Source organism: Streptomyces sp. NPDC044044, from assembly GCF_056434405.1.
Genome location: NZ_JBWKFG010000014.1, coordinates 39,098 through 54,146, shown reverse-complemented (window position 1 = coordinate 54,146; position 15,049 = coordinate 39,098). Strand labels below are relative to the sequence as shown.

At 71.3% G+C, this 15,049-nt stretch carries 12 protein-coding genes; 4 read left to right on the top strand and 8 right to left on the bottom strand.

The window, feature by feature from the left end; genetic code table 11:
- Positions 1–91: 91 nt before the first annotated feature.
- Entirely contained in the window at positions 92–601 is a 510-nt protein-coding gene (locus tag AC07AG_RS40050) for a pyridoxamine 5'-phosphate oxidase family protein (protein WP_478761777.1), read from the bottom strand.
- Between the two features lie 104 nt (positions 602–705).
- On the opposite strand from AC07AG_RS40050, the gene AC07AG_RS40045 reads away from it, so the two are divergent.
- On the top strand, positions 706–1,491 hold the full coding sequence (locus AC07AG_RS40045; RefSeq protein WP_478761774.1) for an ArsR/SmtB family transcription factor: 786 nt from the start codon (positions 706–708) through the stop codon (positions 1,489–1,491).
- A gap of 24 nt (positions 1,492–1,515) precedes the next feature.
- On the opposite strand, the gene AC07AG_RS40040 is transcribed toward AC07AG_RS40045, so the two are convergent.
- Together AC07AG_RS40040 and AC07AG_RS40035 are read right to left on the bottom strand one after the other, a co-directional pair.
- Entirely contained in the window at positions 1,516–2,181 is a 666-nt protein-coding gene (locus tag AC07AG_RS40040) for a maleylpyruvate isomerase N-terminal domain-containing protein (RefSeq protein WP_478761773.1), read from the bottom strand.
- 94 nt (positions 2,182–2,275) lie between these two features.
- Entirely contained in the window at positions 2,276–3,682 is a 1,407-nt protein-coding gene (locus AC07AG_RS40035) for an MFS transporter (RefSeq protein ID WP_478761771.1), read from the bottom strand.
- 392 nt (positions 3,683–4,074) lie between these two features.
- Between AC07AG_RS40035 and AC07AG_RS40030 the strand changes: the two genes are divergently transcribed.
- On the top strand, positions 4,075–4,935 hold the full coding sequence (locus tag AC07AG_RS40030; RefSeq protein ID WP_478761769.1) for a helix-turn-helix transcriptional regulator: 861 nt from the start codon (positions 4,075–4,077) through the stop codon (positions 4,933–4,935).
- A 28-nt stretch (positions 4,936–4,963) separates the two neighbouring features.
- Here AC07AG_RS40030 and AC07AG_RS40025 read toward each other — a convergent pair whose 3' ends face one another.
- The 3 genes from AC07AG_RS40025 to AC07AG_RS40015 form a co-directional block, all read right to left on the bottom strand.
- Positions 4,964–6,598, bottom strand: a complete 1,635-nt coding sequence (locus tag AC07AG_RS40025; protein WP_478761940.1) for an alpha/beta hydrolase — start codon at positions 6,596–6,598, stop codon at positions 4,964–4,966.
- 136 nt (positions 6,599–6,734) lie between these two features.
- Entirely contained in the window at positions 6,735–8,633 is a 1,899-nt protein-coding gene (locus AC07AG_RS40020) for an AMP-dependent synthetase/ligase (RefSeq protein ID WP_478761768.1), read from the bottom strand.
- Positions 8,634–8,774: 141 nt separating this feature from the next.
- Positions 8,775–10,049, bottom strand: a complete 1,275-nt coding sequence (locus AC07AG_RS40015) for an acetyl-CoA C-acetyltransferase (protein WP_478761767.1) — start codon at positions 10,047–10,049, stop codon at positions 8,775–8,777.
- 72 nt (positions 10,050–10,121) lie between these two features.
- Here AC07AG_RS40015 and AC07AG_RS40010 point away from each other — a divergent pair, with 72 nt between their 5' ends.
- Complete coding sequence (locus AC07AG_RS40010; RefSeq protein WP_478761766.1) at positions 10,122–11,435, top strand: 3-oxoacyl-ACP reductase; 1,314 nt, start codon at positions 10,122–10,124, stop codon at positions 11,433–11,435.
- A gap of 457 nt (positions 11,436–11,892) precedes the next feature.
- A complete protein-coding gene (locus AC07AG_RS40005) occupies positions 11,893–12,711 on the top strand; it encodes a MaoC/PaaZ C-terminal domain-containing protein (protein ID WP_478761764.1) in 819 nt (272 codons plus the stop codon).
- Here AC07AG_RS40005 and AC07AG_RS40000 read toward each other — a convergent pair.
- Both AC07AG_RS40000 and AC07AG_RS39995 read right to left on the bottom strand, forming a co-directional pair.
- Entirely contained in the window at positions 12,708–13,388 is a 681-nt protein-coding gene (locus AC07AG_RS40000) for a TetR/AcrR family transcriptional regulator (RefSeq protein WP_478761938.1), read from the bottom strand. The genes AC07AG_RS40005 and AC07AG_RS40000 overlap by 4 nt on opposite strands.
- A gap of 229 nt (positions 13,389–13,617) precedes the next feature.
- Positions 13,618–14,985, bottom strand: a complete 1,368-nt coding sequence (locus tag AC07AG_RS39995; RefSeq protein ID WP_478761763.1) for a dicarboxylate/amino acid:cation symporter — start codon at positions 14,983–14,985, stop codon at positions 13,618–13,620.
- Between the last annotated feature and the right edge of the window lie 64 nt (positions 14,986–15,049).

The following is a 15,049-nucleotide window of genomic DNA, read 5'->3' as shown; positions in this document are numbered from 1 at the left end:
CGCCTCCACGAGCGGGCGTCCGACACCTCGATGCGCAGCGTGCGCGTCGACTCCGCGCAGGCGAGCGTCACGCCCACCACTTGGGCCGCCTCTATCGCCCACGCTCAGGGAACCGCCACCGCGTAGGCGCCCGCATGTCCGAGTCCCACCCGAAGACCAGCCGCGGCCGGACCCGGAAGACGGGTCCCGCGGCGCCGGAGCCGTCCTGGACGCCCTCCTCGGTCGCGGCGACGTCCCACTCGTACTTGGGGTTGTACGCGGTGACGAACCGCGACAGTGCCCGCACCCCCACGACCGGCTCCCCCGTTCCCTCGACGATCACCGGCCGGTCGCCGTCGTCCAGGTGCACGGTGATCTCCGGGTTGCCGGGCAGGTTGTGACGGGCGACGGAGCCCGTGCTGAACCACAGGCCGTCCTCCAGCCAGACGCCCCAGACGGGGCGCGTGTGGGGTCGGCCGTCGGGGCGTGTCGTGGCGATCCAGTACGTGCGGGCCGCGGCAAGACGCTCGGCCGCCCAGCTCCACGGCAGCAGCTCCCCCGGCGGCATCGGCATGCCGAACATGACCGGCGCCTCGGCCACGGGAACGGGCAGGGCCTCCATGTCTTCACCGTACGCCGGAGCCTTCGCACCGCCGCCTCCGAGGACTGGCCGACTTGACATGCAACCAAATGGTTGCCAATTTGAGAGGGAGGGGGTTGGATGACATGGACGAGGTGTTCAAGGCACTCGCGGACGCGAGCCGGCGGCAGCTGCTCGACCGGCTGAACGAGCGGGCCGGGCAGAGTCTGCGCGAGCTGTGCGCGGGGCTCGAGATGTCCAGGCAGGCGGTGTCCAAGCACCTGGCGGTGCTGGAGGGCGCGGGCCTGGTCACGGCGGTCCGGCACGGCCGGGAGAGGCTGCACTACCTCAACCCCGTACCCATCCACGACATTGCCGACCGCTGGATAGACCAGTACGAGCGGGGCCGGATGGCCGCGCTCGGCAATCTGAAGCACGCCCTGGAAGGAACGGCGATGAGCAAGCCCGAGTACGTCTACACGATCTACATCCACACCACGCCCGAGAAGCTCTGGGAGGGTCTGACCAGCCCGGAGTTCCTGAAGCAGTACCACGGCGGCTGGGCGCCCTCCTCCGACTGGAAGGTCGGCTCGAAGGTGCTGTGGCCGGTCGAGGACGGCGGCGAGCCGCAGGACCTGGGCCAGGTCGTCACCGAGTCGGAGCCCGGCAGGCGGCTCGCCTACACCTGGCACACGCTGCAGCCGATGCACCAGGAGATGTTCGGCATGGGCGACGAGGAGTTCGCCGAGGCGGCCAAGGAGCGCTCGAAGGTCACCTTCGACATCGAGCCCGCCGAGGAGCCGGAGCTTGGCGTCAAACTGACCATCACGCACGACGGCTTCACCTCGGCCGACTCCAAGATGCTGGAGGGCGTCAGTGGCGGCTGGACGATGATGCTGTCGGAGCTGAAGACGATCCTCGAGAAGGCCTGAGCCCGCACTCCCGGCAACTCGGGCTCAGCGTCGCGGCTCCCCGTACCAGCGCCACGACGTGAGCGGGTCCCGCCCCGCCAGCTCCCCGCGCCCGGTGGCCCACAGCAGCGTCGGCCACGGTTCCGCGCCCGAGCCCGAAGGGGCGTCCGGGAACAGGCGGTGGAGGACCCGGGCGCACACGTCGGCGGGCGGGGCCCACTTCAGCCCGAGTCCCGCCGCCAAGTCGTAAGTGTGAACCAGGGTTTCCACGATCCCCATCGCCGCGAAGCCCTCCGGGTCGGAGACCCCGAAGCCGTGGTACGCCCGGGTCGTCGGCGGGGCCGTGCGCACCATGGCGATCAGCAGCGCGCCGCTCGACTCCAGGACCTGGAGGAGACCTGCCGGGCCCGCCGAGCGGTCCGCGTGGATGGCGTTGGCCGGGCCGCCCGGCCTGCGCGGCTCCCAGATGAAGGGGACCTCGTCCGTCAACGGCGGCTGCCGGGGGCCGAGTTGGGCCGCGTACGCGAAGAGGTCGTCGGCGAGGTGCTCGACCGTCTCCCAGCAGTCCCACTCCAGCGTGCCCGCCTTGCCTTCCCAGGCGGCCGGGGGTGCTTCCCGGAGGGTGGCGAGGGCGAGCTGGACCGCCTGGTCGAGGTCATCGGCCGTGACGGGGCCGGGAGTGAGGGGCTCTGGTTCGGCTTGTCGGCGCATGCGGGGAACCGTAATCGGGCGAAGGGCTCCGCACCTAGCGGCTTTCCTCGCAGACGTGAGACGCGGGCTCGCCCCGCTCAGGCTCCGGCAGGACTCAGCGCCCGTCCCTCGGCAGCAGCCACGCCGCGAGCGCAGTCGTGAGGCACAGCAGCAGGCCCACCGCGAGGAGCGCCTCGCGCATCCCCGCGACCGAGAAGCCCGTCCCGCCCTCGGACGCCAGGAGCGCGCCGAACAGCGCCACCGCCATCGCGCCGCCCGTCTGACGCAGGGCGTTGAGCAGGCCGGACGCCGTGCCCGCGCGGTCGGCCGGTACGGCGTCCATCAGCAGGGCGGTCAGCGCGGGGACCGCGAACGCGCCGCCCATGCCGGTGGGGACGAGCAGGACGAGGACCAGCCAGAGCGGGGTGTCCGCGGTCAGCGGGAGGAGGACGAACATGGCGAGCGCGAGCACCGCCTGGCCCGCGACGATGACCCGGCGGCGCCCGATGCGCTCGGCCATGCGCGGCGAGACGAGGTTCGTCGACGTGATGATGACCGCGAGGGGCACGAACATCAGGCCTGCCGCGATCGCCGACATCCCGCGCAACTGCTGGAAGTAGAGGCCGAGCAGGAAGACGATCCCGTAGAAGCCCGCGTTGACGGCGAAGCCGATCGCCAGCGAGACGCTGACCTTCCGCTCCCGCAGCAGGCCCAGCGGGACCATGGGCGCGCGGTGCCGCTTCTCGGCGGCGTGGAAGCCGAAGCCCGCCGCGACGGCGAGGGCGGCGGCGCCGAGCACCGGCGCGCTCGTCCACCCCAGGTGCCCGCCCTCGATGACGGCGAACGCGAGCCCGGCGAGGGCGAGTACGGCGGTGGCCTGACCGGCGATGTCGATGGGCGCGGGGCGCCGCGCGGAGGGAGCGGTGCGGGCGAGGAGGGCCAGGATCACGGCCCCTATCGGCAAGTTGAGGAGGAAGACGGCACGCCAGCCCGCCGCCTCGGTGAGTACGCCGCCGAGTACGGGCCCGGCCGCCATGGCCACCGAACCGCCGACCGTCCACAGCGCGATGGCGCGGGCACGACGGCGCGGATCGTCGTACGCCTGCCGGATCAGCGCGAGCGAGGCGGGCATGACGACGGCCGCGGCCCCGCCCTGCGCCACGCGGGCGGCGATGAGCGCGCCGATGCCGGGGGCGAGGGCGCAGGCGAGCGAGGCGAGGGTGAAGAGGGCAACACCCCAGGCGTACGCGCGCCGAGCCCCCGCCCGGTCGGCGAGGGCCCCCGCGGAGAGCATGAGGGCGGCGAACATCAGCGTGTACGCGTCCACGACCCACTGCAGCCCTGCCATGCCGCCGTGCAGGGAGGTGCGGATGGCGGGCAGGGCGATGTTCACGGCGGACACGTCGACGGTGATGACGGTGAAACCGAGGAGGGAGGCGAGGAGGGGGGCGAGGGTCGGGGAGCGGTGGGGGGTGGTGGGCGCGAGGGGAGAGGCCGTGGGTGCGATGGCGGTCTGGGTCACAGGACGACTCCTGAGATTCGGGGGGGGCGGACGGGAAAGGCCTGTTCGACGAGAAGGCACTGCGGGGTGATCGGACGGGCGGGCGGGAAAGGCCTGTTCGGCAAGGAGGCACTACGGGGTGATCGGGCGGGTGGGCGGGAAAGGCCTGTTCGGCAAGGAGGCACTGCGGGGCAAACGGGCGGGTGGGCGGGAAAGGCCTGTTCGGCAAGGAGGCACTGCGGGGTGATCGGGCGGGTGGGTGGGAGAGGTCCTTGGGGCAACCAGAGCCACGGAGCACAGCGCAACCGGCGGCAACCCAAGACTCCGCCCAGCCCCGCCGCCCAGGCAGACCGCACCGTTCCTGGCCCTGACACGGCCCCCCACACCCCGCCCCCACCGGGGACAATGGACGGATGGCGAAAGCAGAGGGCACAGGCACGGAACTGGGCAGATACCTACGGGCAAGGCGCGCACAGGTGAGCCCCGCGGACGCCGGCCTCCCGCAAGGGACAGGCCTGCGCCGCACCCCCGGCCTCCGCCGCGAGGAACTCGCCACCCTCGCGGGAGTCAGCGTCGACTACTACACCCGCCTGGAGCGGGGCCGCGAGACGAACCCCTCCACCTCCGTCATAGACGCCCTGGCCCGCGCCCTGCGCCTCAGCGGCGACGCCCACGAGCGCCTGCACGACCTGGCCGAGCTGGCATCGGGCCGCCTCACGGAACCGCACCCCACCCCCGGGGACACCGTCCGCCCCAGCATCCAGCGCATGCTGGAGAACCTCAGCCCCTCACCCGCGTACGTGGTCAGCCGCCACAGCTACATGCTGGCCGCCAACCCGGCAGGACGCCGCCTCCTGCCGGGCCTGTGGGACTGGCCCGCCGAGAAGCGCAACGTCACGCGCTATCTGTTCCTCCACCCCGTGGGCCGCGTGCTCTACCAGCCCTGGGAGGAGACCGTGGCCAAGTCCGTCGCGCACCTGCGCGCGGTCGGCGGCGTCGACGTGGACTCGCCCCAGCTGGCCGCCCTGGTCGGCGAACTCCTCCTCAAATCAACGGACTTCGCCCGCCTCTGGGAGCGCTACGAAGTCAAGGAGCGCGGCGGCGGCACCAAGTCCTTCGACCACCCGAAGGTGGGCGCGATGACGCTCACGTACGAGGTGATGAAGCTGGCGAGGACGGACGGCCAGCGCCTGGTGGTCTACCAGGCCGAGCCGGGCAGCGCGGACGAGGAAGCGATGCTGCGCCTGGACCCGGCGTCCCGCACCACCCGCTGACGTCGACGTACGTACGGACAAGCCGCCGCTACTCCTCCTCGTCCACCCCGCACGAACTCCCGTTCGCGGGCATCTCCCCGTACAGCAGGAATCCGTCCACCTTGTCCCGCACGCACTTCGACCCGGCGTAACCGGTGTGCCCGTCACCCTTGTTGTCGAGCACGACGGCGGCGGACCCGAGCCGCTCGGCGGTCTCCTGGGTCCAGCGGTACGGCGTGGCGGGGTCGCCCCGGGTGCCGACGAGCAGGAAGTCGGGGCTCTTCACGTCGCGTACGTCATCGCGGATGTAGTCCGTACCGGCGGGCCGCCCGAAGCAGAAGAGCACCGGCATCAGCATCGAACGCCCGAAGATCGCCGACGTCGACTCGAACTCCTCCTGAAGCTTGGCGACTTCCTTCTCTATGCTGTCGGCGTCGGGCCGGTCCGGGTCGTCCGCGCAGTTCACGGCCATGAGCGCGGCAGCCATGTTGTCGGCGGGAATATCCTCGGGCGCCCGGCCCACCACGCCCGCCAGACCCGCCTGCGCGCCGCCGCCGCCTCCGCCGCCTCCGCCTCCGCCGCCGGAAGTCTGCTGGGCCAGCGACCCGCTCATCCGCAGCAGCGCCCTGGGATCCCCGTCCGCCAGCAGCGCGCCGAGCGCCTGCGAGAGCGCGGGCCACGACTGCCTGCTGTAGAGCGCCTGGCCGAGTACGGCCACGACGTCCTGGCCGGTGAACTCCGCGCCGTCGGAGGACTGGAGCGGGTAGGTGTCGAGCCCCTTGATCAGCTCACCCATGTTGTCGCGGGCGGCACGCGAGTCGGTTCCGAGAACACAACCCGCGTTGCCCGTGCACCACTTGATGAAGTTGTCGAGGGCGGTCTGCCGCCCCTCCGCGCTGACCAGGGCCTGTTCCTCGACGTCCTCGGTCAGCGTGTCCACACCGTCCAGGACCATCCGCCCGACCTTCTTCGGGAACTGGGCGGTGTACACGGCGCCGAGCCGCGTCCCGTAGGAGAAGCCCAGGTAGTTGAGCTTCTTGTCGCCGAGCACCTGCCGCATGACGTCCATGTCGCGCGAGACGTTGACGGTCCCGACGTACGGAAGGACGGGCCCCGACTCCTTCTCGCACTGCTCGTTGATCTTGCGCATCTCGTCGAGCACGTCAGCGGGGTCGTCGGATTCCCCCTCCATCTCCGGCTCCTGCGCACCGGCCTCCCCGCAGCTGACGGGCGAACTCTCGCCCACGCCACGGGGATCGAAGGAGACCACGTCGTACCCCTTGCCGAGATACTCGAACTCCTTCTGCGCATGGAGCAGCCCGGACACCCCGGCGCCGCCGGGCCCGCCGAAGTTCAGCAGGAGCGAACCGCGCGCCTTGCCGCTGGACTTGATGCGGATCATGGCCACCTCGACCTTGCCGCGCGACGGTTTCGCGTAGTCGAGAGGGACCGTGATCTTGCCGCACTGGACGTTCTTGTCCTTGGGGACGGCCGTGGCGTCGGAATCGGACATGAGACCCGCCCCGTCACCCTCACAGGCGCCCCACTTGATCTTCTGCGTGTAGAAGCGGGAGAGATCGGGGGACGAGGACGAGGGCGAAGGCGAGGGTGAAGAAGATGACGACGAAGGCGACGAGGGCGAAGCCGCCGCGCTCACGCCCGGCAACCAGGCCCCTGTCCCCATGACGGCCAGCGCGGTCACGCCGGCGACTGCGGCAGCTCTGCGCACGGCAACCTCCCGGGGTCTGGGGTCTGCCCCTCGATCACCCTAAGCGCGGGGCAGCGGCCCCGCCCGTCCAGGTGACAGCGAGTGACAACCGCTACCGTGCGTGTCCGTACAGACCCTCGATCTCCTCCGCGAAGTCCCGCTCGATGGCGTCCCGCTTCAGCTTCAGGGACGGGGTCAGATGGCCGCTCTCCTCCGTGAAGTCCACGGGCAGCACGGCGAACCGCCGGATGGACTCGGCCCGCGACACGAGCTTGTTCGCCTCGTCGACGGCGCGCTGCAGCGTCTCGCGCAGGTCGGCGTCGTCCACGAGACCGGGGCCCGTGTGCGCCTTCTTCTTCATCCGGCACCAGTGCGCGATGCCGTCCGCCTCCAGCGTGAGCAGGGCGGTGATGTAGGGCCGGTCGTCGCCGACCACCATGCACTGGCCGACCAGGGGGTGGGCGCGCAGCCAGTCCTCCAGCGGGGCCGGGGCCACGTTCTTGCCGCCGGTGGTGATGAGGATGTCCTTCTTGCGCCCGGTGATGGAGAGGTATCCGTCGGCGTCGAGGGCACCGATGTCCCCGGTCGCGAACCACTCCCCCTTCGCGGGCACCACACGGCCCGCCTGCCCGTCCCAGTACCCGCCGAAGACCTGCCCTCCGGCGAGCAGCACCTCACCGTCGTCCGCGATCCGCACGCGCGTACCGGGCAGCGGCCAGCCCACCGTGCCGAGCCGCGGCTTCAGGGGCGGTGTCACGGTCGCGGCGGCGGTCGTCTCGGTCAGTCCGTAGCCCTCGAAGATCTCGATGCCCGCGCCCGCGTAGAACGCGGCGAGGCGGCGCCCGAGCGGTGAACCGCCGCAGATCGCGTACCGGACCTTGCCGCCGAGGGCCGCGCGGATCCGCCGGTAGACCAGCGGGTCGTACAGCGCGCGGGCCAACCGGAGCCCGAACGCCGGACCGGGTCCTGTGCCGTGCTGCCGCGCCTCGACCGCCTCGCCGTAGCGGACGGCGATGCGGGCGGCGCGGTCGAAGGAGGAGGCGCGGCCCATCTTCTCGGCGGTGGCGCGCCCGGTGTTGAAGACCTTCTCAAGGACATAGGGGATGGCGAGCAGGAAGGTCGGCCGGAAGCCTGCCAGGTCCCCCAGCAGATCCTCGGTCCGGATGCTGGGCGCGTGTCCCAGCCGCACCCGCGCGCGCAGACAGCCGATGGCGACCATGCGCCCGAAGACGTGGGACAGCGGCAGGAAGAGCAGCGTGGACGCGGGCGCCTTGCTGACGGACTTGAAGACGGGATGAAGCAGTTCAATGGCGTTGTCGACTTCGGCGAAGAAGTTGCCGTGGGTCAGGACGCAGCCCTTGGGCCGCCCGGTGGTGCCGGAGGTGTAGATGAGCGTGGCAACGGAATCGGGCCCCAACTCGGCACGCCTCCCCGCGACTTCGGCATCGGAGACATCTCCGTTGCGCCCCGTCTCGGCGAGCCTCCGCACGTCGCCCTTCTCGAAGGACCACAGATGCTCCAGGTCGGGCATCCGGTCCCGCTCGGGCCCGAGCGAAGCGGCCAGCGCGACGGTCTCGACGGCGAGCGCGACGGCTCCCGAGTCCTGGAGGATCCACCGGGTCTGATAGGCGGAGGAGGTCGGATACACGGGCACGGTGACGAGCCCGGCCGCCCAGCCCGCGAAGTCGAGCAGCGTCCACTCGTACGTCGTACGCGCCATGATGGCGAGCCGGTCCCCCGGGGCGAGCCCTTCGGCGATCAACCCCTTGGCGACGGCGAGGACTTCCTCGGCGAACTCCGCGGCCGTCACGTCCCGCCACCGCCCGTCGTCGCCCTTGCGGGAGAGCACGGCTTCGGCGGGGGCCTCGCGGGCGTTGTCGAAGGGGATGTCGGCGAGGGACCCGCTGCCGACGGTGGCGGCGAAGGGCGGCACGGAGACTTCGCGGACGACGCCGTCGAGGTGGCGCAGATGGGGTTCGACGAGGGCTGGCTGAGGGGCGACGGGGGACATGGGGTGGCGGCTCCTTGTCGGGCGATGGTCGGGGGATCCGTCTGTCCGGCATCCGGTCCGCACTGAGTACCGCGGCACTGCGGTACCGCAGTACTGCAGTACCGCGGACGGCCGGACCAGGCTGAACAGGTGGCGGCGCGGCTACCGCTCCAGAATCGCGGTCACCCCCTGCCCGCCCGCCGCGCAGACGGAGATGAGCCCGCGGCCGGGGGTACCGCGTTCGGCCAGCAGCTTCGCCAGGGTGGCGACGATCCGCGCACCGGTGGCGGCGAAGGGATGCCCCGTGGCGAGCGAGGACCCGGCGACGTTGAGCCGGTCCCGGTCCACGACGCCGAGCCCGCGCTTCTCCCAGGCGGCGAGCGTGGCGAGCACCTGCGAGGCGAAGGCCTCATGGATCTCGACGAAGTCGAAGTCCGCGAGGCCGAGCCCCGCGCGCTCCAGCATCCGCGGCACGGCGTACGCGGGCGCCATGAGCAGCCCGTCCTCACCACCGGCCACATCACCCCCGACGAAATCGACGGCGGCGGTCTCGTACGCGGTCAGATGGGCCAGCGGTTCGAGCCCGCGCTCCCCGGCCCACTCCTCACTGGCGAGCAGGGCAACGGCGGCACCGTCCGTCAAGGGCGTCGAATTCCCGGCCGTCATGGTCGGGTTGCTGCCCGTCACCCCGAAGACGGGCTTCAGCTTCCCCAGCTTCTCGACGGTCGACCCGGGCCGCAGATTCTGATCCCGCTCAAGCCCACGGAACGGCACGACGAGCCCGTCCAGGAGCCCCCTGTCGTACGCGGCGGCGAGCCGCTGGTGGCTGGCCGCGGCGAGTTCGTCCTGCGCCTCGCGGGTGACACCCCAGGCCTGGGCGGTCACGGCGGCGTGCTCACCCATCGAGAGCCCGGTGCGGGGCTCCGCGTTGCGCGGGATGTCGGGCACGAGGTGCGAGGGCCGCACGCGGGCCAGGGCCTTGACCCGGCCGCCGGCCGACTTGGCGCGGCGGGCGGCCAGGAGGATCTTGCGCAGGGAGTCGTTGACGCCGAGGGGCGCGTCGCTCGCGGTGTCGGCGCCGCCCGCGACGGCGGACTCCGTCTGCCCCAGCATGATCTTGTTGGCGGCGGCGATGACGGCTTGCAGCCCGGTGCCGCAGGCCTGCTGGATGTCGTACGCGGGTGTGGTGGGCGCGAGGCGGGATCCGAGGACGGTCTCGCGGGCGAGATTGAAGTCGCGGCTGTGCTTGAGCACGGCACCGGCGACGAACTCCCCCACCTCGCCCGGCCCATCGAGCCGATACCGCTCGACGAGCCCGTCGACGGCGGCGGTCAGCATCTCCTGGTTGGACGCGGTGGCGTACGGGCCGTCGGAGCGCGCGAACGGGATGCGGCTGCCGCCGATGACCGCCACGCGGCGGGTGGTGGGCAGATTCATGTCTCGACCAGCTCCTGACCCTTGAGTAACCTTACTCTGAAGTAAATTTACGACCGAGCTGGGAGTTGGACAATGGCCGACCGCTATCTGAACTTCACGGGCACGGCGCCCGGCCGCTTCCTCACTCGAAGGCTCGGCCTGCCGCAGCCGTCGCTGCTGCGCCGCTGGACACCGGAATCCCCCTCCCTGGAGGGCGAGTTGCTGCACCTGACGGCAGGGGAATCTCCTCACGGGACGGACCTCCGCCAGATCCTCACCCGGACGAACCTCACACTCGCCACAGAGTCCTCACACCCGGCGGCGGTGGTACTCGACGCAACGGGCATAAGCGACACTCCCGGCCTCGCCCAGGTGCACGCGGCGCTGCATCCCGTGGTGCGCTCGGTGGCGGAGAACGGCCGTGTGGTGGTCCTCGGCGCCCCGGTCTCGCCGTCGGACCACCACCAGGCGGCGGCGCAACAGGCGTTGGAGGGCTTCGTGCGCTCCCTGGGCAAGGAGCTGGGCAGGGGCCGCACGGCGACGCTGGTCCGCATGCGCTCGGCGGAGGCGGCGGAGTCGACACTGCGGTTCCTTCTCTCACCGAGGTCGGCGTATGTCAGCGGCCAGGTGATCGAGGTGGGCGACGCGGAGGCGGCCCCCTGCGACTGGGACCGCCCGCTGTCCGGCCGTACGGCACTGGTCACGGGGGCGGCGCGGGGGATCGGCGAGGCGGTGGCCGAGGTGCTCGCGCGGGACGGTGCGCAGGTGGTCGTACTCGATGTGCCGTCGACGCAGGGGGATTTGGTACGGGTCGCGGACCGGCTCGGCGGTACGGCCCTGCCGCTGGACATCACGGCGGACGACGCCGGCGAGCGGATGGCTTCGGCGCTGGCTCCCGGCGGCCTGGACATCCTCGTCCACAACGCGGGGATCACGAGGGACCGCAAGCTGGCCAACATGGCCGCGGACCGCTGGAACCCGGTCCTGGACGTGAACCTGACGAGCGTGCTGCGCACGACGGACGCGCTGCTCAAGTCCGGGACGCTCAACCGGGGCGGGAGCGTGGTGGCCACGGCGTCGATCGCCGGGATCGCGGGGAACGTCGGCCAGACCAACTACGCCGCGAGCAAGGCGGGGATCATCGGCCTGGTGCGGGCGCTGGCGCCGGGGGCGTACGCGGAGCACGGGGTGACGGTGAACGCGGTGGCCCCCGGCTTCATCGAGACGAAGATGACGGCGGCGGTCCCGCTCCTCATCCGCGAGGCGGGCCGCAGGATGAACTCCCTCGCGCAGGGGGGCCTTCCGGTGGACGTGGCGGAGACCACGGCGTGGCTCGCATCGTCAGCCTCCGGCGGGGTGAACGGGCAGGTGATACGGGTCTGCGGCCAGAGCTTGCTCGGGTCGTAGCCCTCGTCGGAGCGGGCCTGCGGCTGCCCCTGACCGAACAGGCCTTTCCCGCCCACCCGCCCGTAACTCCGCATCCGACCCTTGCCGAACAAGCCTTTCCCGCCCACCCGCCCGATTGCCCCGCAGCAACTGGGGGTGGGTGGGGGGCTCGTACGCAACCGGGGGGCAGGAGACCCCATACAGCGACGGGAGGGGGCCGGAAGCACACAGAGGAGCCGGGTGGAACGGGGCATGCCAGACGGACGAACTCGGCCCAGCCATGGGAGATCAGCCCTCACACACCCGCAGTCGGCCGCGCACCCGAGGGGACGTGCCGGTATGTCCGCCCGGAGCACGGTTCCCGGCGCTCCAGCAGCGAAGCAGCCCCGCGGCCACCGGACGATAGCGAGGACGGACATACCGGCGCGGCCCCGCCCCCACACCCGGACCAGACCCGCACACCCCCGAAAGGCCCCCCATGCTCACCCCCCTTCTCCTCCGCGGCGCGATCCTCTCCCCCTTCAAGCGGCCCCGCCCCGACGCCCCGCTCCCCACGGCCCGCCCCACCCTCACCGGCGTTCGCCCCGACCCCGCCCACCTCGACGCCTACTCCCGCCTCTGCGGCTACCGCACCCCCACGCACACCCTCCCCCTCACCTACCCCCACGTCCTCGGCTTCCCCCTGGCCATGCGCCTCATGACCACCCGCGCCTTCCCGCTCCCTCTCCTCGGCCTCGTCCACACGTCCATCGCGATCACCCAGCACCGCGCGCCGACCACCGCCGACAGCCTCGAACTCTCCGTACACGCCGCCCACTTGACGCCCCACCGCCGCGGCACCGAAGCCACCCTCGTCACCGAAGCCCGCGCCGACGGCACCACCGTATGGACGTCAAGCAGCACCTACCTGGCCCGCCACCGCACCACCGAGACACCGAGCACGGCGCGCGGCAGCGGCAGCGGCAGCGACACCACCCCCCTCCCCGCCCACGCCGAGTGGCCACTCCCCCCAGACCTCGGCCGCCGCTACGGCGCCGTCTCAGGTGACCGCAACCCCATCCACCTGTACCCCCTCACCGCACGCCTCCTCGGCTTCCCCCGCGCCATCGCCCACGGCATGTGGACCGCGGCCCGCTGCCTCGCCGAGTACGGCACGCCGGAATCCGCCGACGTACAGATCGACTTCAAGGCCCCCGTGCTACTCCCCAGCACCGTCACCTACGCCGCCGACGGACCGGCCTTCGAACTCCGGAGCAGCGACGGCGACACCACCCACCTCAGCGGAACCATCCGCTAAGGAACCCACCGCCGCCCCTCCATCAACTCCCCGAGCCCCGCCCACGCGAAGTTCATCAGCGTCGCCGCGGCCTCCTTCGCGGACACCGACGCGTCCCCGTTCGCCCAGCCCGCCAGAGACTCCGCGGCCCCCACCAACGCCTGCGCGAGGCCCGCCACTTCGCGCTCCGCGAGCTCCGGCTTCCGGTGCGCCTCCCGTGCCGCCTCCGCGATCAGCGACGTGACGAACGCCACGATCTCCTCGCGCATCACGGCGACCTCGGCAGCGAACGGCTCCCCCTGCGTCCGCGCCTGGTTGTGCAGCACCACCCACGCGTCCGGCCGCTCCGCGGTATGCGTGAAGAAGGCCTGCAGCCCGGCCCACAACTGCCGGTCGGCGGGCAGCCCTTCACGCACGGACCCCCCGCTCACACCACCCCGCACCGAACCCCCGCTCACACCACCCCGCACCGCACCCGCGCTCACGCCACCCCGAACCGCCGCGATCAACGCAGCGGCCTCCCGCCGAATGCACGCGGTGAACAGCTCTTCCTTGGAGTTCAAGTACAGATAGACCAGCGGCTTCGAGACCCCCGCGACATCCGCGATCTCATCCATCGAAGCCGCCCGGTACCCCCGCTGCCCGAAGATCCGCACGGCGGCGTCCAGCATCTGCTGCTCCCGCACGGCCCGCGGCATCCGCTTCTGCCGCTTCCCCACCGCACCAGCAGCCACCGCTCCGACCTTCACGTCGCCCACCCCGGCCGCCCGCCTTCCACACAACCTGCGCACAGAAAGAGCCAGCCTACGATGCCGCACCTACGCCGGAGACCCGCGGCAGAGGCAACGGCAACGGCAGAACAGCAAACGTGCCCCGCACCCGGAAAGAATCCAGGTACGGGGCACGCTCACCACGAGCCGGGGGACGTCAGGCGGCGGCAGGCACCGGCTGCGGCTCGTCGGCAACCCCGTCGAACCCGTCGAGCGGCGAAGCCGACGCGTTCTCGTAGGCCTCACGGTCGAGAATCTTCTCGCGGGCGGCGACGATCACCGGCACGGCCGCCTGGCCTGCCACGTTCGTGGCCGTACGCATCATGTCCAGGACCGGGTCGATGGCGAGCAGCAGACCCACACCCTCCATCGGCAGGCCCAGCGTCGACAGGGTCAGCGTCAGCATGACCGTCGCGCCGGTCAGACCGGCCGTCGCGGCCGAACCCACCACCGAGACGAAGGCGATGAGCAGGTACTCCTTGACGCCGAGCTGCACGTCGAAGATCTGCGCGACGAAGATCGCGGCGATCGCCGGGTAGATCGCGGCGCAGCCGTCCATCTTCGTGGTCGAGCCGAACGGCACCGCGAAGGAGGTGTACTCCTTCGGCACGCCGAGGCGCTCGGTGACCTTCTGGGTGACCGGCATCGTGCCGACCGAGGAGCGCGAGACGAAGGCCAGCTGGATCGCGGGCCAGGCGCCCTTGAAGAACTGCAGCGGGTTGACCTTGGCGACCGTGGAGAGCAGCAGCGGGTAGACGCCGAACATCACGATGGCGCAACCGACGTAGATGTCGACGGTGAACGTCGCGTACTTGCTGATCAGGTCCCAGCCGTAGTCGGCGATGGCGAAGCCGATGAGGCCGATGGTGCCGATCGGCGAGAGCTTGATGACCCACCACAGGGCCTTCTGGAGCAGGGCGAGAACGGACTCGCTCAGATCCAGGATCGGCTGCGCCTTCTCACCGATCTTCAGTACGGCGATACCGGCGACGGCGGCCATGAAGACGATCTGCAGGACGTTGAGCTCGGTGAACGGCGTGACGACGTCCGTCGGGATGATCCCGGTCAGGAAGTCGAGCCACGAGCCCGAGTGGTCCGGCTTGGCGCCGTCCTTCGGGGTGAGGCCGGTGCCCGCGCCCGGGTTCGTGATGAGCCCGATCGCGAGGCCGATGACGACCGCGATCAGCGACGTGATCATGAACCAGATCAGCGTCTGCGTGGCGAGGCGCGCCGCGTTGTTGACCTTGCGCAGGTTGGTGATCGACACCAGGATCGCGAAGAAGACGAGCGGGGCGACCGCGAGCTTCAGGAGCCCGATGAAGGTGCTTCCCACCTTGTCCAGGGTGGTGACGAGCCAGGAAATGTCCTGGCTGCGGGCCAGCCAGCCGAGCAGGACGCCGAGGACCAGACCGCCGAGAATCTGCGCCCAGAAGGGCAGCTTCAGGAAATTGGGTATCCGGGAGCCGGTCTTCGGCTCGTCGGCCTGAGGGGCCGGGGATACGGAGGACTTCGCGGACACGGACACACTCCGGGTAATGGCAGGGGGACGTGAGGGAGCGGCGACCGCGAGGGGTCAGACGGAACGGCCG